This window comes from Pseudothioclava nitratireducens (assembly GCF_029210495.1).
Lineage (GTDB): Bacteria > Pseudomonadota > Alphaproteobacteria > Rhodobacterales > Rhodobacteraceae > Pseudothioclava > Pseudothioclava nitratireducens.
In genome coordinates, this window is the sequence record NZ_JARGDK010000007.1 from 139575 (window position 1) to 155998 (window position 16424).

A 16424-nucleotide genomic window follows, 5' to 3' on the forward strand; every position below is an offset into this window, starting at 1 on the left:
CCTGTGCGACATTTTGCGCCATAGCTGTGCGCGGCCCACGAGATGAATGCAAAACGAAGGAGAGAGAGCGCATGAGACGCCTCCGCAACGTAAAGATCGTGGCCACGCTGGGCCCGTCCTCGTCCGATTACGAAACCATCCGCGCCCTGTTCGAGGCTGGTGCCGACATGTTCCGGCTCAATATGAGCCACGGCACCCATGATGAGCAGCGCGCGCGCTACGATATCATCCGCCAGATCGAGAAAGATACCGGGCGCCCGATCGCGGTTCTCGCGGATTTGCAGGGGCCGAAACTGCGCGTGGGCGTGTTCGCCGCCGGTGCCGCCGATCTCGAAGAGGGTGAACCCTTCCGCTTCGATCTCGACCCGACCGAGGGCGATGGACACCGCGTCTGCCTGCCCCATCCCGAGATTTTCGAAGCGCTCGAACCCGGCGCGACGCTTCTGGTGAATGACGGCAAGATCGCAATGCGGGTTGAAACCTGCGGAGCCGATTTCGCAAATTGTATCGTGACCACCGGAGGCACGATTTCCAACCGCAAGGGCGTGAACGTGCCCGACGTGGTGTTGCCGCTCGCGGCACTGTCCGAGAAGGACAAGAAAGACCTCGAATTCGCCTGCGAGATGGGCGTTGACTGGCTCGCGCTGAGCTTCGTGCAGCGTCCGGCGGACGTGGACGAGGCGCGTGAGCTTGCGGCGGGTCGTGCCGCGATCATCTCCAAGATCGAGAAGCCCGCCGCCGAGAAGGCGTTCGACGACATTCTCGCCGTGTCCGACGGGATCATGGTGGCGCGGGGCGACCTTGGGGTCGAGCTGCCCGTGCAGGCCGTGCCGCCGATCCAGAAGCGCCTGATCCGCAAGAGCCGGGCGGCCGCCAAGCCGGTGATCGTGGCGACGCAGATGCTCGAGAGCATGATCGAAAGCCCGATGCCGACCCGTGCCGAAGTCTCCGACGTGGCCACCGCGATCTACGAGGGGGCCGATGCGGTGATGCTCTCGGCGGAATCCGCCGCCGGGCGCTACCCGGTCGAGGCGGTCGAGACGATGAACAATGTGGCGATCTCGGTCGAAAGTGATCCGACCTACCGCGAAATCATCGAGGCCTCGCGCGCGGCCAAGCGCAACACGGTTGCGGACGGCATCGTGGCCGCGGCCCGCGAGATTGCCGAAACCACCGATGTCTCTGCGATCTGCTGCTACACGCAATCGGGCAAGACCGTCGCCCTTGTCGCGCGCGAACGTCCGCGTGTGCCGATCATCGCGCTCTCGCCGGTCACCGCGACCCTGCGCAAGATGAGCCTGTTCTGGGGCGTCCATGCAGTCGAATGCGAAGAGGTCGAGCGCTTCAAGATGGCGGTGGTGAACGCCGCCCGCGCGGCGCGTGATTTCGGGTTCGCGGATGAGACCAACCAGATCGTCGTGACTGCGGGTGTGCCGTTCAACGTGCAGGGAACAACCAATATTCTGCGCGTGGCGCCTTGCGACGAGCGATTGATTTTCCGCACCGACCCGGAGTAACGTTAACCAATCCCAGAGGGAAAGGGTAAAGGCGTGACACTGGCCGGTATGGATAGCGATCTGGTGTTGGTGATCGGCATCATCGTCAGCGCTTTTGCCATTCCGGCGGTCATCTCGGCCTTTTCCGACGGTCGGCCGCCGCGCGCCGCCGCGATTGCGGTTCTGGTGGGCGGCGGGCTGGTGCTCATGGCGTTTCTGGTCAAGCCGGGCGGTTATTCTGCCAACCAGATCCCCGAGGTGTTCGTGCGGGTCGTGGCCCGCATGATAAACTGAGCGCGCAGCGCCCGATCCTGCGGATTCTCCCTTGCCAAATGCGCCTGACGCGTCTATCAGGCGCGCTCTATCAACCGCGTGGCCGGCCAAAGTGGCATGCCGAGTCGCGCGAAACCACTCTGACCCAAGGAGATGGAAATGCCCAAGATGAAGACCAAATCCGCTGCGAAAAAGCGGTTCAAGTTCACCGCCACCGGCAAAGTCAAGGTCGGCCCGGCAGGTAAACGCCACGGCATGATCAAACGCACGCCGAAGTTCATCCGCGACACCGCGGGCACGATGGTTCTGGCCGATTGCGACGCCAAAATCGTCAAGAAATACATGCCCTACAACCGCTGATCGGAGGCTTGAACAATGGCACGCGTTAAATCCGGTAAAGTGACCCACGCCGCACACCGCAAGGTGATCAAAAAGGCGAAAGGCTACTACTCCGCCCGCTCGCGCAACTTCCGCACGGCGACTCAGGCCGTCGACAAGGCGAACCAGTACGCAACCCGCGACCGCAAGGCCCGCAAGCGCAATTTCCGCGCGCTGTGGATCCAGCGGATCAACGCGGCTGTGCGCGCATTCGACGCCGACATGACCTATTCGCGCTTCATCAACGGTCTGGCGAAAGCCGGGATCGAGGTGGACCGCAAGGTTCTCGCAGATCTGGCCGTCCACGAGCCGGAAGCCTTTGGTGCCATCGTCGAACAGGCGAAGGCTGCCGCGGCTGCGTAATCTCCCTTAACGGGATTGCATTTCGAACCCCGCGCCGGCGCTTTGCCGTGGCGCGGGGTTTTTCTTTGGCCGGGGTTTTCTGCGGGGCAGGGCCAAGGCGCTTGAAATCGGGCGGACCCAAAGCTAGCACGGGGCCGACCATCTGAGGAGAGACAGGCATGGACGCGCTTGACGTGCTCAAGGCAAAATATCTCGACGGGATCGCAGCGGCGGGCGATGAGGCCGCGCTGGAAGAGATCCGTCTGGCCGCGCTCGGCAAGAAGGGTGAGATTTCGCTCAAGATGCGCGAGCTGGGCAAGATGACCCCGGAAGAGCGTCAGACCGTCGGCAAGGCGCTCAACGTCCTGAAGGATGAGATCGACGCCGCGCTGCGCGCCAAGAAGACCGCGCTGGCCGATGCCGCGCTCGATGCGCGTCTGGCGCAGGAATGGCTCGATGTCACGCTGCCGGGCCGCCCGCGCCGTCAGGGCACGATCCACCCCGTCAGTCAGGTCATGGACGAGGTCACCGCGATCTTCGCGGATATGGGCTTTGCCGTGGCCGAGGGGCCGCAGGTCGAATCCGACTGGTATAACTTCGACGCGCTCAACATCGCGCCCGAGCACCCCGCGCGTCAGGAACACGACACGTTCTTCATGGCCCGCGATCCGGCCGACCCGCGTCCGCCGCATGTGCTGCGCACCCACACCTCGCCGGTGCAGATCCGCGCGATGCAGGCGCAGGGCGCGCCGATCCGCGTGATCGCGCCGGGCCGCGTCTACCGCATGGACATGGACCAGACCCACACGCCGATGTTCCATCAGGTCGAGGGCATGGCCATCGGCAAGGACATCTCGATGGCCAACCTGAAATGGGTGCTCGAAGAGTTCTGCAAGGCGTTTTTCGAGGTCGACAATGTCGAACTGCGCTTCCGCGCCTCGCATTTCCCGTTCACGGAACCCTCCGCCGAGGTCGATATCCGCTGCTCGTGGGAAGGCGGCCAGCTCAAGATCGGTGAGGGCAACGACTGGATGGAAATCCTCGGCTCGGGGATGATGCATCCCAAAGTGCTCGAAGCGGGCGGGATTGATCCGAACGAATGGCAAGGCTTTGCCTTCGGCATGGGGATCGACCGTCTGGCGATGCTGAAATACGGCATCCCCGACTTGCGGGCGTTCTTCGAGTCCGACCTGCGCTGGCTCCGCCACTACGGTTTTGCCGCGCTCGACCTGCCGACGGTGTTCGGGGGGTTGAGTAAGTGAAGCTAAAAGACACCAGAATCCGAATATCGGTGCGCTCCTTAGTTTATCTGCTAAGAAGCTCTGTATTAATCGCAACTGCTGCCGCTTCGTTTCCAGCTTTGGCTCAGGCCCAATGGTTTAATCAATCCTGGGGGGGCGCGTTTGATGGAAAGCCGAATCAAGTCGCCGGCGTTGAATCAGGTGATTATGGGTTTGCCTTGCGGTGCACCGGTCCAGTTGACTTGGTCGCCCTCTACATAACTGCGCAGTCGACGGAAGATTTTGACTTTGATGCTCTTAATGATCTTGGGCCACAGGTGCTGGTCAGAGTCGATGAGGATGCGCCATTATCTCTAAGTGCGGTTCTTCAAGACATTAATGGTTATGTCCGCGCAGAAGCGAGCGCTCCCCCAGAGCTTCTGACACAGGTGATCTCCGCAAAAAGCAGAATTGCTTTGGCGCTTCAACTTGATGGCCAACTCTATCACGAAAAGCACTTCAATGTCGTTCGCTCCACCGTGGTCGGGAATAAACTTGCCGCTTCCTGCGGGCTTAAACTGGCCGATCAATAGTCTCCGGTAAGCAGATGCTCATTGCGCGAACGTCCCTCATAATTCAACACTGGCACAACTAGGAGTCAGAAATGAAATTCACCCTCTCCTGGCTGAAAGACCATCTCGACACCGAGGCGAGCCTCGACGAGATCCTCTATGCGCTGACTGATCTCGGGCTTGAGGTCGAAGAGGCGATCAACCCGCTCGACAAGCTGGGCGCCTTCACGCTGGCCAAGGTTCTCCACGCCGAAAAGCACCCCGACGCCGACAAGCTGCGCGTCTGCACCGTGCTCACCGACGAGGGCGAAAAGACCATCGTCTGCGGGGCGCCCAATGCCCGCGCGGGGATCACGGTCGTGCTCGCCAAGCCCGGCGATTATGTGCCCGGCATCGACGTGACGCTGGGTGTCGGCAAAATTCGCGGCGTCGAGTCCCACGGCATGATGTGTTCCGAGCGCGAGCTGGAGCTGTCGGACGAGCATACCGGCATCATCGAACTCCCCTCGGGCGAGGTCGGCGCGAAATTTACCGACTGGCTGGCCGAGAACCGCCCGGAGACCGTCGATCCGGTGATCGACATCGCCATCACCCCGAACCGCCCTGACGCGCTGGGCGTGCGCGGCATCGCGCGCGATCTGGCCGCGCGCGGCATCGGGCGGCTGAAACCGCTCGCGGTCGAACCCGTGCCGGGTGGGTTTGAAAGCCCGATCAAGGTCGAAGTTGCCCTCGCGCTCAAGGACAAGGGCTGCCCGCTCTTTGCCGGTCGCCTGATCCGTGGCGTCAAGAACGGCCCGAGCCCCGAATGGCTGCAAAAACGCCTTGAGGCGATCGGTCTGCGCCCGATCTCGGCGCTCGTGGACATCACCAACTTCTTCACCTTCGACCTGAACCGCCCGCTGCACGTCTTCGACGCGGCCAAGGTGGCGGGCAACCTGCGGATCGTGCCTGCCGAGGGCGGCGAGGCGTTCCTCGCGCTCGACGACAAGACCTACACGATTGGCGCGGGCCAGATGGTGATCTGCGACGACAATGGCGTCGAGAGCCTTGCCGGCATCATGGGCGGCGAGCATTCCGGCTGCACCGAGGAGACCGTCGATGTCTTCCTTGAAAGCGCCTATTGGGACCCGATCACGATTGCCGCGACGGGGCGTGCGCTCAAGATCAACTCGGATGCGCGCTACCGGTTCGAACGGGGCGTGGACCCGGCCTTCACCCTGCCGGGGCTGGAGCTGGCCACGCAGATGGTGCTGGACCTGTGCGGCGGTGAGGCCTCGGAGGTCGTGATGGACGGTGCCGTGCCGGACACCGCGCGCGCCTACCGTCTGGACCCGGCCCGTGTGAGCAGCCTTGTCGGCATGGACATTCCCGCCGCCGAGCAGCGCGCGACGCTCGAGGCGCTGGGCTTTGTGCTCGACGGGGACATGGCCGCGCCGCCGTCCTGGCGTCCGGACGTTCTGGGTGAGGCGGATCTCGTCGAAGAAGTCGCGCGTGTGGCCTCGCTCACCAAGCTCGTGGGCCAGCCGATGGCGCGCGAGACGACCGGTGTGCCGAAACCCGTGCTGACGCCGATGCAGGTGCGTGAAAAGACCGCGCGCCGGACCATCGCGGCGCTGGGCTACAACGAATGCGTGACCTACAGCTTCATTGATGCGGGCTCTGCCGCGCTGTTCGGTGGCGGTGAGGAACCGACGCGTGTCGATAACCCGATCTCGTCCGAGATGACCCATCTGCGTCCCGACCTGCTGCCGGGCCTGTTGCAGGCCGCAAGCCGCAATCAGGCGCGCGGTTTCGCCGATCTTGCACTGTTCGAGGTCGGTCCTGCCTTCTCGGGCGGTGAGCCGGGGGATCAGCATATTCAGGCGGCGGGCCTTTTGGTCGGTTCGGCGGGTCCGCGCGATCCGTGGGGTTCGCGCCGTCCGGTGGATCTGTATGATGCCAAGGCGGATGCCGAGGCTGTGCTTTCGGCCATCGGTGCGCCCGCGCGCGCCCAGATCAACCGCAAACTCGCGGGCTGGTGGCATCCGGGCCGCTCGGGTCTGATGGCGCTGGGTCCGAACGCGCTTTGCGCCTTTGGTGAGGTGCATCCCAAAGTGCTGCGCGAGATGGGCGTGAAGGGACCGGCGGTCGCCTTCACGATCTGGCTCGAAAACGTGCCCTTCCCGAAGAAGAAGGGGGCGACGCGGCCCGCGCTGGATATCTCCGACCTGCAAGCGGTCGAGCGGGACTTTGCCTTCGTCGTCGATAGCAAGGTCGAGGCGCTGACTGCGGTCAACGCGGCGCTCGGGGCGGACAAGGCGCTCATTGAGGGCGTGTCGGTCTTCGACCAGTTCACCGGCGCCAAGGCCGAAGAGCAGATGGGCGCAGGCAAGAAGTCGATCGCGCTTTCGGTGCGCCTGCAGCCCAAGGACAAGACCCTGACCGATGCCGAGATCGAGGCGGTCTCGAAGAAGGTCATCGAGAAGGTCACCAAGGCCACCGGAGGCACGCTGCGCGGCTGACCAGAGCCATCATGAAACGTGAAACGCCCCCGATTTCGGGGGCGTTTTCATGTCTGATGCGCGGTGCAGATCGGTGCGTTCTCAGAACCTCCTCTTGCGCGGAACGACGGGGATCGTCGTGCGCTGGTAATGGGTTTCGGGGTGGGGTGGGTGACCATGCGTGCGCCCCCAAAACACCGTGCCGCCGCGGCCCATCCAGAACGGCACCATCAGCAAGAGCCCCGCCGCGAACCCGCCCGCATGCGCCCAATAGGCGACACCCGCGCCAAGATCGCTGGTCACCCCGTTGAACAGCTGCAACCCGAACCAGAAGCCCAGCACGACCCATGCCGGGATCGGGATGATCTTGAAGATGATGATGAAGATGAACAGCACATCGACCCGCGCTTTGGGAAACAAGAGCAGATAGCCCCCCATCACCCCCGCAATCGCGCCCGAGGCCCCCACCATCGGGATCATGCTGCCCGGCTCCGAGACGATCTGCGCGCCTGCCGCCGCAAGCCCGCCCGCGAGGTAGAACAGCGCAAAGCCGACATGGCCGAGCTGATCCTCCAGATTGTCGCCAAAGACCCACAGGAACAGCATGTTGCCCGCGATATGCATGAAGCCCGCATGCAGGAACATATGGGTGATCAGCCCGTGCAGATAGGCACCCTCGGTGACCGCGCCGGGATAGAGCGCAAGCCCGCTCCAAAGGTCGGGGTAATAGCCGTTCAGCGGCAAGGTCAGCACGAACATCACAAGGTTCGCCGCAATGATCGCCCATGTCACAAAGGGCGTGCGTTCAGAGGGATTATGGTCACGGATCGGAAACATGGCCCGAGTGTGACGATCCCGCAGGTCCCGTCAAGCGCCTTGGCGGGTGGCGCGCAAGATCACCACGCCTTGCCGGCTGAGTTCCAGCGCATCGCCGCTTCGCGCCACCCGATCCGCGCGCCCGATCTCCGAGTGGAACCGCTGTTCCACCGCCATCGCCTCCGGCGCGCAGGCCATCCGCGTGCCCGCCAGTGCGCCAACTTTCACGATCGCGCCATCGACCTCGATCCGGCCATTGTAGCGATTGCAGCCCGAAGACCCGGCGATCAGCCCCGGCTCGGGGCTCGACAGCGTCACCTCGATGCCCTCCGGCACCGCGATCCCGTCGATCTCTTGGACCTGCCAGATGATGTCAGGCCCCAGCCAGTCCACGGTCTCGGGCGCCGCATCGGGCTTGCATGCCGCAAGGGAGCCAATCAGGCTAAGGGTAAGGATTGCGGTGCGGATCATGGCGGTTCTCCAGTCTGATATCCCCACAGACCACCCGTCCGACGGACGCGCAAGCCCCCTCACGAAAGCCTGAATGCCATGCTGCGCGCTTGGGGAACCCGTAAATGCTGGCCCCCTCTGTGCTCACGACCGCGCGAGGCATTGCGACAATGGCGCGCATCCCGCTTTCCCTACGCGCGCCATGGCTCTATGATCCGCCCCGCGTACAGGAGGAGACCCCCATGATCGTCGAAATCGGCCATTTCGCCCTAATCCTCGCCTTTTGCGTGGCGATCGTGCAGTCCATCGTGCCGCTGATCGGCGCGCATAAAGGCTGGTCCGGCTGGATGGCGGTCGCGGAGCCGGCGGCCTCGGCCCAGTTCCTGCTGATCGCGACCTCCTTCGCGGCCTTGACCTATGCCTTCGTGACTTCGGATTTCTCGCTGCAACTGGTCTATTCCAATTCGCATACCGACAAGCCGATGCTTTACAAGATTTCGGGCGTCTGGGGGAACCATGAGGGCTCGATGCTGCTCTGGGTGCTGATCCTCGCGCTCTTCGGCGCGGCGGCGGCCTGGTTCGGCGCGAATCTGCCGCCGAGCCTGCGTGCGCGCGTGATCTCGGTGCAGGGGCTGGTGGGGCTGGCCTTTCTTGGCTTCATCCTGTTTACCTCGAACCCGTTCACCCGGCTCGCGGACCCGCCCTTCAACGGTCAGGACCTCAACCCGCTGCTGCAAGACCCCGGTCTCGCCTTCCACCCGCCCTTCCTCTATCTGGGCTATGTCGGCCTCTCGATGGCCTTCTCCTTCGCGGTCGCAGCCCTGATTGAGGGCCGTGTGGATGCCGCCTGGGCGCGCTGGGTGCGGCCGTGGACGCTGGCGGCTTGGATCTTCCTGACCATCGGGATCGCGCTTGGCTCGTGGTGGGCTTATTACGAGCTTGGCTGGGGTGGCTTCTGGTTCTGGGACCCGGTCGAGAACGCCTCTTTCATGCCGTGGCTTCTCGCAGCTGCGCTCCTGCACTCGGCCATCGTCGTCGAGAAGCGCGAGGCGCTCAAAAGCTGGACCATCCTGCTCGCCATCATGGCTTTCGGCTTCTCGCTGATCGGCACCTTCATCGTGCGCTCGGGCGTCATCACCTCGGTGCACAGCTTCGCCAATGACCCCGAGCGCGGCATCTTCATCCTTGCCATTCTCGCGGTCTTCGTGGGCGGCGCGCTGACGCTTTACGCGGCGCGTGCGGGCGCGATGCAGGCCAAGGGGGTGTTCTCGATGGTCTCGCGCGAAAGCGCGCTGGTGATGAACAACATTCTTCTCGCCGTGGCCGCGCTTGTGGTCTTTGTCGGCACCATCTGGCCGCTCGTGGCCGAGATGTTCTGGGATCGCAAACTCTCGGTGGGCGCGCCCTTCTTCGAAAAAGCCTTCACCCCCTTCATGGTGATCCTCGCCCTTCTGCTGCCGCTCGGCGCGATGATGCCGTGGAAACGCGCGCGCCTTGACCGTGCGATCCGGCCGATGCTGCCCGCGCTTGTGCTGGCGCTCGCCGTCGCGGGCTTTGCCTGGAGCTTCGAGACCGGGCGCTCGATGCTGGCGCTTGTCGCCTCGTTCCTTGGCGCATGGCTTGTCTTTGGCGCGTTTGCGGAGCTGTGGCAGCGCGCGGGCAAGACGCCTGCGCGCCTCGTACGCCTGCCGCGCGCGGACTGGGGTAAGGCGCTCGCGCATTCCGGCCTTGGTATCGTCTTTGCGGGGATCGGTCTTTTGATGGCTGGCGAGATGGAGGACATCCGCGTTGCCAATGTCGGCGAACCCTTCACCGTGGCGGGCTTCGAGATTACCCTCGACAATGTCGAGCAGGTCGCCGGCCCCAACTTCACCTCGACCACGGCCACGATGAGCGTGCGCCGCAATGGCGAGCTGATCACCGTGCTCCACCCCGAGAAACGGGTCTATCCGGTGCAGGCGATGCCCACCACCGAGGCCGATATCGACAACGGCTTCCTGCGTGACATCTACCTCGTGATCGGAGATCCGCAGGCGGGCGGCGGCTGGGCGGTGCGCACCTATATCAAGCCTTTTGCCAACTGGATCTGGGCGGGCTGCATGCTGATGTCGCTGGGCGGGCTGTTCAGCCTCACCGATCGGCGCTATCGGGTGGCGGCGGGCGCGCGCAAATCGCGCACCGTCCCCTCGGCCACCCCTGCGGAGTGAACCCATGCTGAAACGTCTATTGCTCTGCGCCGCGCTTGCGCTTTCGATGCCGATGGTGGCGCTGGCAGTGCAGCCCGACGAGGTGCTCGACGACCCGGCGCTGGAATCGCGCGCGCGGGAACTGGCCAAGGTGCTGCGTTGCCCCGTCTGTCAGGGCGAAAATATCGACGAATCCAACGCCGAAGTGTCGCGCGACCTCCGCCTTCTGGTGCGCGAGCGGTTGCTTGCGGGCGACACCGATACGCAGGTGCTCGACTATGTGACCGACCGCTACGGCGAATATGTCCTGTTCGAGCCGGAAAAGACCGGGGCGAACCTGATCCTCTACTGGCTTGGGCCGGTGGCGCTTCTGGTGGCACTGGCAGGGGGCGTGGTTTACCTGCGCGGGCGGCGGCGTGCTGCGGAACCCGCCGGTCCCGCGCTGAGCGCCGAGGAAGAGGCGCGCCTCAAGGAACTCCTCAAGGACTGATACGCGCCGGATCGGCGGGTGACGCAGTGTTTTGCTTTCGCTCGCGCGCCTTGGCGTTAATCTGGCGCGCGAAACGCAGGGAGGACTCCGATGCCCTACAAGGCAATCCGTTACGAATTTTCCGAAGGGATGGCAGTGATCACGCTGAACCGTCCCGAGGTGATGAACGCGCTCAACGCGCAGATGCGGGCGGAGCTTCTTGAAGCGCTGCGCCGGGCCGAGGGGGAGGCGCGGGTGATCGTGCTGACCGGCGAGGGGCGGGCATTTTGCTCGGGGCAGGATCTGGGCGACGGTGCGTCTGCGGCGGGGCTTGATCTCGAGCGGGTGCTGCGTGACGAATACGAGCCGATGCTCAAGGCGATCTACGACTGCCCGCTGCCGGTGATTTCGGCGGTGAACGGGGCGGCTGCGGGGGCGGGCGCGAACCTGGCGCTGGCCGCCGATATCGTCATCGCGACCGACTCTGCGGTGTTCATGCAGGCCTTTGCGCGGATCGGGCTGATGCCGGATGCGGGCGGCACCTACTGGCTGCCGCGCCAGGTCGGCTTTGCCCGCGCGATGGGGCTGGCGATGTTCACCGACAAGGTCACCGCGCGACAGGCCGCCGATTGGGGCATGATCTGGGAAGCCGTCGCCGATGTCGATTTCGAGCATCACTGGCGCGCCCGCGCCGCGCATCTGGCCAAAGGCCCGACAGCGGCCTTCGGCGCGATCAAACAGTCCATGCGGGCGTCCTATTCCAACGACCTGACCGCGCAGCTCGAGCTTGAGGCCGGGCTTCAGGGCAAGCTGGGGCGCACGCATGACTTCCGCGAAGGCGTCATGGCCTTTCTCGAAAAACGCGCGGCGAATTTCGAGGGACGCTGATCGGGCCTGTTGCGCGGGGCAAGCCCTCTTGCCCTGCCACGCGCCAGCCTGTAGCCAGAAGCCGTGCGGGCGTGGCGGAATGGTAGACGCATGGGACTTAAACTCCCTGGAGCCTGGCTCGTGCGGGTTCGAGTCCCGCCGCCCGCACCATGGCCCAAGTGCTTTTCCCGTGCCCCGTGTGACCGCTTGCCTCGCGCGCAAACGCCAATCCGCCCTTGCCCCGCGCAATCCCTGCCCCTAAACCCGGTCCCCAAGAGGGAGATACCATGGCTCGCAGACCGCAAAGCCCGATCGAGGATCGGCCGACCACGAAACGCATCGGGGCGCTCAAGGGGCTTGCGCCCTTCGTCGCGCCTTACAAGGGCACGGCGCTGGCGGCGCTGGCGGCACTCACGCTGACCGCCTCGATCTCGCTGATCATGCCGATTGCCGTGCGTCGCGTCGTGGACGGCTTCCAGCAGGGGGCGGAGCTGCTCGATCAGTATTTCACCGCGGCGCTGGCCATCGCGGCGCTGCTCGCGCTTGGAACGGGCGCGCGCTACTGGCTTGTGACCCGCTTCGGCGAGCGTGTCGTCGCCGATATCCGCAAGGCCGTGTTCGACCGCGTCATCGCCATGTCCCCCGCCTTCTACGAGCGCATCCTGACCGGCGAGATCATCAGCCGGATCACCACCGATACCACGCTGATCCTGTCGGTGATCGGCTCCTCGGTTTCGGTTGCTTTGCGCAATTTGCTGATCCTGCTGGGCGGCATGGTCATGCTGCTGTTCACCTCGGTGAAGCTGACCGGCCTCGTGCTGCTTCTGGTGCCTGCCGTGGTCGTGCCGATCGTGGTGCTGGGGCGTCGCCTGCGCGGCCTCTCGCGTGAGAACCAGGACTGGATCGCGAATTCCTCGGGCGCGGCCTCCGAGGCGCTCTTGTCGGCGCAGACGGTGCAGGCCTTCACCCATGAACCGCAGACCCGCGCGCATTTTTCCGACGTCACCGAGAAGAGCTTTGTCTCCGCGCAAAAGCGCATCACCACCCGCGCGGTGATGACCGTGATCGTGATCTTCCTCGTCTTTGCCGGCGTGGTCGGTGTGCTCTGGGTCGGCGCGCGCGACGTGCGGCTGGGCGCCATGTCGGTGGGCGAGTTGGTGCAATTCGTGATTTATGCGGGCATGGTCGCGGGCTCTGTCGGGGCGCTCTCGGAAATCTGGGGCGAGCTGCAACGCGCGGCTGGCGCGACCGAACGTCTGGTCGAGCTTCTGGCCGCCGAGGATAACGTGACCGACCCCGAGCATCCGGTGCCGATGCCGATGCCCGCGCAAGGCGCGATCCAATTCGAGGATGTGACCTTCCATTATCCGTCGCGCCCCGAGGTCTCCGCGCTCGATCATGTCGATCTGCACATCGCGCCGGGCGAGACGGTGGCGCTTGTCGGGCCTTCGGGCGCGGGCAAGACCACGGTCATTCAGCTTATTCAGCGGTTCTGGGACCCGGAGACCGGTCGCGTGACCATCGACGGCTACGATCTCAAGACCATGGCGCGCCACGACTTCCGCCGCGCGATCGCGCTGGTGCCGCAAGACCCGGTGATCTTCGCCGCCTCCGCGCGTGAGAATATCCGCTTTGGTCGACCCGACGCCACCGATGCCGAGGTCGAGGCAGCGGCCCGCGCGGCCCATGCCTATGACTTCCTGACCGCGCTTCCCGACGGGTTCGAGACCTATGTCGGCGAGCGCGGCGTGATGCTTTCGGGCGGCCAGAAACAGCGGATCGCCATCGCCCGCGCGATCCTGCGCGACGCGCCGATCCTGCTTCTGGATGAGGCGACCTCGGCGCTCGATGCCGCGTCCGAGCGTGAGGTGCAGGCCGCTGTCGAGCGTCTGGCCGAGAGCCGGACCACGCTGATCGTCGCGCACCGTCTCGCCACCGTGAAAAAGGCCGACCGGATCGTCGTTTTCGACGAGGGCCGGATCGTTGCGCAGGGCACTCATGACGAGCTCGTCGCGCAGGGCGGGCTCTATGCCGAATTGGCCAAGCTGCAATTCACCGACGGTCAGCTCGCCTGATAGCCGGCTCTGCGGCGCGGTTCTGCGCGCCGCGGGGGCATTTTCCCCCTTCTCCCCACCGCACCCATGGTGCAGTCTCTACCGCGAATGGTGCCGGGCATGCCGTCCGCTGCCGTCTGTTGCGTAAAGGAGAAAGCCATGGGTTTGTGGAATTTCGTTAAAGATGCGGGCAAATCGCTGTTTGGCAGCAAGGCCGAGGCGGCCGAGGCGCCCAAGGAAGACGTGCTCAAGGCCGAGCTCAAGGATCTGGGTCTTGATGCCTCGGGCGTGGAACTCAAGGTCGAGGGCGACAAGGTGATCGTCGGCGGCAAGGCGGTCGATGCCGAAACCAAGGAAAAGATCATCCTCGCGGTCGGCAACGTGGATGGCGTGGCGGCGGTGGAGACCGAAGACGATGCCGATACTGGCGACGCGGTGTTCCACACTGTCGTCAAGGGCGACACGCTCTCGGCCATCGCCAAAAAGACGCTGGGCAATGCCAACCGCTACCCGGAAATCTTCGAGGCGAACAAGCCGATGCTGACCCATCCGGACAAGATCTATCCCGGCCAGGTGCTGCGTATTCCGGGCGGCAAGGCCTGATCGTTTCGCTGGAAGGCGCCCCGCGGGGCGCCTTTTTCGTGCGCCCGCCGCCATATATCGGGCGCATTACCCTTGCGTCACGCCTCGCTATGACGTGACGTTTCGCCCCGCCCGCAGGCTTGCGGGACAGAGGTGTTTTGCCGCATCCTGATCCGAGGAGGCCCGCAGAGGAACGGGTCGGGAGGGAAATATGCAGCAAAGATTTGCGACCATTGCCGACCGCGATGCGGTCGAGGCCGAAAAGCCCTACGAGGCGCGTGACACGGCCACCACGCTCTACGAATTCCTGACCCGTGCGAAGGATGCGCATGGATCGCGTCCCGCACTGTCGTTCCAGATATTCTCCGGTCCCAAGGACAAGGCCGAGACCTTGAGCTGGTCTCAGCTGCACGCCAAGGTCACGCAGGCGGCCAACATGCTGCGTCAGATGGGCGTTCAGGAAGATGACACCGTCGCCTATCTGCTGCCCAACAGCGTCGAGACGTCGGTGGTGTTGCTGGCGGGGGCGACGGCGGGGATTGTGAATCCGATCAACCCTCTCCTCGAACCCGAGCAGATCGCCGCCATCCTGCGCGAGACCAAGGCCAAGGTGCTGGTCACGCTCAAGGCCTTTCCCAAGACCGACATCGCCGAAAAGGCCGCCGAGGCGGTCAAGCACGCGCCCAACGTCAAGGTCGTGCTCGAGATCGACCTGAACCGTTACCTGACCCCGCCCAAAAGCTGGATCGTCCCGCTGGTGCGTCCCAAGGTGCAGCACAAGCACCACGCCGACATTTACGGCTTCAACCGCGAGGCGGCGAAGATGCCGGGCGACCGGCTGCTGTTCGAGGACAGCAAGGGTGACCGTGTCGCGGCCTATTTCCACACCGGCGGCACCACTGGCATGCCCAAGGTCGCGCAACACAAATATTCCGGCATGATCTATAACGGCTGGCTCGGCGGGCGGCTCTTGTTCGACGAAACCGACGTTCTGATCTGCCCGCTGCCGCTGTTCCACGTCTTCGCGGCCTATCCGATCCTGATGTCGGCGATTGCCTCGGGCGCGCATGTGGTGTTCCCGACGCCGGCGGGCTATCGCGGGGATGGCGTGTTCGACAATTTCTGGAAGCTGGTCGAACGCTGGCAGGTGACCTTCCTGATCACCGTGCCTACCGCCATCGCCGCGCTGATGCAGCGCCCGGTCGATGCGGATATCTCCTCGCTCAAGACCGCGATTTCGGGCTCTGCGCCGCTCCCGATCGAGTTGTATAACCGCTTCAAAGCCGCCACCGGCGTAGAGATCGCCGAGGGCTACGGCCTGACCGAGGCAACCTGCCTCGTGTCATGCAACCCTGTCGACGGGATGAAGAAGGTCGGGTCTGTCGGGGTGCCGCTGCCCTATACCCATGTCCGCATCCTGCGCGCGACGCCCGATGGCTTTGTCGAATGCGGCACCGATGAGATCGGCGAGATCTGCGTCGCCAATCCGGGGGTGTTCGAGGGCTCTACCTATACCGAGGCCGACAAGAACCATGACCTGTTCGCCGAGGACCGCTTCCTGCGCACGGGGGATCTCGGGCGGCTCGATCAGGACGGCTATCTGTGGATCACCGGCCGGGCCAAGGACCTCATCATCCGGGGTGGACACAATATCGACCCGGCCGAGATCGAGGACGCGCTACTCAGCCATCCGGCGGTGGCCTTTGCCGGTGCCATCGGTCAGCCCGACAGCTTCGCGGGCGAGTTGCCCTGCGCCTATGTCGAGCTGGTGGCAGGATCGAGCGTGACGGTCGAGGACCTGGCCAAGCATGCCAAGCACCATATCCACGAACGCGCCGCGATCCCGAAACATATCGAGGTGCTCGACGAGCTGCCGAAAACCGCCGTGGGCAAGATTTTCAAGCCTGACCTGCGCAAGAGCGCGATCACCCGTGTGCTCAACGAGACCCTGAGCGAGGCCGGGCTGGCCGCGCATGTGATCTCGGTGACCGAGGACAAGAAGCGTGGTCTCGTGGCGCATATCGCAACGACGGGCGCCGTGGATCAGGACGCGCTTCGGCACAAGCTCGGTGAGTTCACCGTGGCGTGGGACTGGGCGAAGTAAGCTGAACCGGGCAGGAGGGGGCTGTCTGCCCCCTCTTGGCTGACGCCAATTCACCCCCGAGGATATTTTCGGCAGACTGACAGGGCGCCGTCGGGCGGTTGCCTTTGCGTGCGTCGGGGCGTAAGGCCATGGCAC

At 64.4% G+C, this 16424-nt stretch carries 15 protein-coding genes and 1 tRNA gene; 14 read left to right on the forward strand and 2 right to left on the reverse strand.

What is annotated here, in order from left to right; all coding sequences use genetic code 11:
* Nucleotides 1-71: 71 nt before the first annotated feature.
* The 7 genes from pyk to pheT all read left to right on the forward strand — a co-directional run bounded on the left by pyk (nucleotide 72) and on the right by pheT (nucleotide 6782).
* Nucleotides 72-1517, forward strand: a complete 1446-nt coding sequence (gene pyk, locus P0X85_RS10215) for a pyruvate kinase (protein WP_275812385.1) — start codon at nucleotides 72-74, stop codon at nucleotides 1515-1517.
* A 33-nt stretch (nucleotides 1518-1550) separates the two neighbouring features.
* Nucleotides 1551-1790, forward strand: a complete 240-nt coding sequence (locus P0X85_RS10220; protein ID WP_338030527.1) for a hypothetical protein — start codon at nucleotides 1551-1553, stop codon at nucleotides 1788-1790.
* A gap of 138 nt (nucleotides 1791-1928) precedes the next feature.
* Nucleotides 1929-2129, forward strand: a complete 201-nt coding sequence (gene rpmI / locus P0X85_RS10225) for a 50S ribosomal protein L35 (protein ID WP_096434380.1) — start codon at nucleotides 1929-1931, stop codon at nucleotides 2127-2129.
* A gap of 15 nt (nucleotides 2130-2144) precedes the next feature.
* Complete coding sequence (gene rplT / locus P0X85_RS10230; RefSeq protein ID WP_275812389.1) at nucleotides 2145-2510, forward strand: 50S ribosomal protein L20; 366 nt, start codon at nucleotides 2145-2147, stop codon at nucleotides 2508-2510.
* Nucleotides 2511-2668: 158 nt separating this feature from the next.
* A complete protein-coding gene (pheS, locus tag P0X85_RS10235; RefSeq protein WP_275812392.1) occupies nucleotides 2669-3751 on the forward strand; it encodes a phenylalanine--tRNA ligase subunit alpha in 1083 nt (360 codons plus the stop codon).
* Complete coding sequence (locus P0X85_RS10240) at nucleotides 3748-4302, forward strand: hypothetical protein (protein ID WP_275812395.1); 555 nt, start codon at nucleotides 3748-3750, stop codon at nucleotides 4300-4302. The genes pheS and P0X85_RS10240 overlap by 4 nt, the downstream gene beginning before the upstream one ends.
* A 71-nt stretch (nucleotides 4303-4373) precedes the next feature.
* Complete coding sequence (gene pheT, locus P0X85_RS10245; RefSeq protein WP_275812398.1) at nucleotides 4374-6782, forward strand: phenylalanine--tRNA ligase subunit beta; 2409 nt, start codon at nucleotides 4374-4376, stop codon at nucleotides 6780-6782.
* Between the two features lie 81 nt (nucleotides 6783-6863).
* Here pheT and P0X85_RS10250 read toward each other — a convergent pair whose 3' ends face one another.
* Complete coding sequence (locus tag P0X85_RS10250; protein WP_275812401.1) at nucleotides 6864-7598, reverse strand: rhomboid family intramembrane serine protease; 735 nt, start codon at nucleotides 7596-7598, stop codon at nucleotides 6864-6866.
* Nucleotides 7599-7628: 30 nt separating this feature from the next.
* Nucleotides 7629-8048: an META domain-containing protein gene (locus P0X85_RS10255; protein WP_275812405.1), complete on the reverse strand. Its 420-nt coding sequence runs from the start codon at nucleotides 8046-8048 to the stop codon at nucleotides 7629-7631.
* A 221-nt stretch (nucleotides 8049-8269) separates the two neighbouring features.
* Here P0X85_RS10255 and P0X85_RS10260 point away from each other — a divergent pair, with 221 nt between their 5' ends.
* The 7 genes from P0X85_RS10260 to P0X85_RS10290 all read left to right on the forward strand — a co-directional run bounded on the left by P0X85_RS10260 (nucleotide 8270) and on the right by P0X85_RS10290 (nucleotide 16289).
* Nucleotides 8270-10234 (forward strand): heme lyase CcmF/NrfE family subunit, encoded by a 1965-nt coding sequence (locus P0X85_RS10260; RefSeq protein WP_275812408.1) that lies wholly within the window; start codon nucleotides 8270-8272, stop codon nucleotides 10232-10234.
* Nucleotides 10235-10238: 4 nt separating this feature from the next.
* Nucleotides 10239-10703 (forward strand): cytochrome c-type biogenesis protein, encoded by a 465-nt coding sequence (locus P0X85_RS10265; RefSeq protein WP_275812411.1) that lies wholly within the window; start codon nucleotides 10239-10241, stop codon nucleotides 10701-10703.
* Nucleotides 10704-10793: 90 nt separating this feature from the next.
* The gene (locus P0X85_RS10270; protein ID WP_275812414.1) at nucleotides 10794-11570 is read left to right on the forward strand and encodes an enoyl-CoA hydratase-related protein; all 777 of its coding nucleotides are present in this window, start codon (nucleotides 10794-10796) and stop codon (nucleotides 11568-11570) included.
* Nucleotides 11571-11635: 65 nt separating this feature from the next.
* A tRNA-Leu gene (locus P0X85_RS10275) sits at nucleotides 11636-11720 on the forward strand.
* 116 nt (nucleotides 11721-11836) lie between these two features.
* A complete protein-coding gene (locus P0X85_RS10280; RefSeq protein ID WP_275812415.1) occupies nucleotides 11837-13624 on the forward strand; it encodes an ABC transporter transmembrane domain-containing protein in 1788 nt (595 codons plus the stop codon).
* 138 nt (nucleotides 13625-13762) lie between these two features.
* Nucleotides 13763-14206, forward strand: a complete 444-nt coding sequence (lysM, locus tag P0X85_RS10285) for a peptidoglycan-binding protein LysM (RefSeq protein ID WP_275812418.1) — start codon at nucleotides 13763-13765, stop codon at nucleotides 14204-14206.
* A 190-nt stretch (nucleotides 14207-14396) separates the two neighbouring features.
* Nucleotides 14397-16289 (forward strand): acyl-CoA synthetase, encoded by a 1893-nt coding sequence (locus P0X85_RS10290; protein ID WP_275812421.1) that lies wholly within the window; start codon nucleotides 14397-14399, stop codon nucleotides 16287-16289.
* Nucleotides 16290-16424: the final 135 nt, after the last annotated feature.

Coding starts and splice junctions, on each gene's coding strand:
- pyk (WP_275812385.1), top strand. CDS start 72: ATGAGACGCCTCCGCAACGTAAAGATCGTGGCCACGCTGGGCCCGTCC.
- rpmI (WP_096434380.1), top strand. CDS start 1,929: ATGCCCAAGATGAAGACCAAATCCGCTGCGAAAAAGCGGTTCAAGTTC.
- rplT (WP_275812389.1), top strand. CDS start 2,145: ATGGCACGCGTTAAATCCGGTAAAGTGACCCACGCCGCACACCGCAAG.
- pheS (WP_275812392.1), top strand. CDS start 2,669: ATGGACGCGCTTGACGTGCTCAAGGCAAAATATCTCGACGGGATCGCA.
- pheT (WP_275812398.1), top strand. CDS start 4,374: ATGAAATTCACCCTCTCCTGGCTGAAAGACCATCTCGACACCGAGGCG.
- P0X85_RS10250 (WP_275812401.1), bottom strand. CDS start 7,598: ATGTTTCCGATCCGTGACCATAATCCCTCTGAACGCACGCCCTTTGTG.
- P0X85_RS10255 (WP_275812405.1), bottom strand. CDS start 8,048: ATGATCCGCACCGCAATCCTTACCCTTAGCCTGATTGGCTCCCTTGCG.
- P0X85_RS10260 (WP_275812408.1), top strand. CDS start 8,270: ATGATCGTCGAAATCGGCCATTTCGCCCTAATCCTCGCCTTTTGCGTG.
- P0X85_RS10265 (WP_275812411.1), top strand. CDS start 10,239: ATGCTGAAACGTCTATTGCTCTGCGCCGCGCTTGCGCTTTCGATGCCG.
- P0X85_RS10270 (WP_275812414.1), top strand. CDS start 10,794: ATGCCCTACAAGGCAATCCGTTACGAATTTTCCGAAGGGATGGCAGTG.
- P0X85_RS10280 (WP_275812415.1), top strand. CDS start 11,837: ATGGCTCGCAGACCGCAAAGCCCGATCGAGGATCGGCCGACCACGAAA.
- lysM (WP_275812418.1), top strand. CDS start 13,763: ATGGGTTTGTGGAATTTCGTTAAAGATGCGGGCAAATCGCTGTTTGGC.
- P0X85_RS10290 (WP_275812421.1), top strand. CDS start 14,397: ATGCAGCAAAGATTTGCGACCATTGCCGACCGCGATGCGGTCGAGGCC.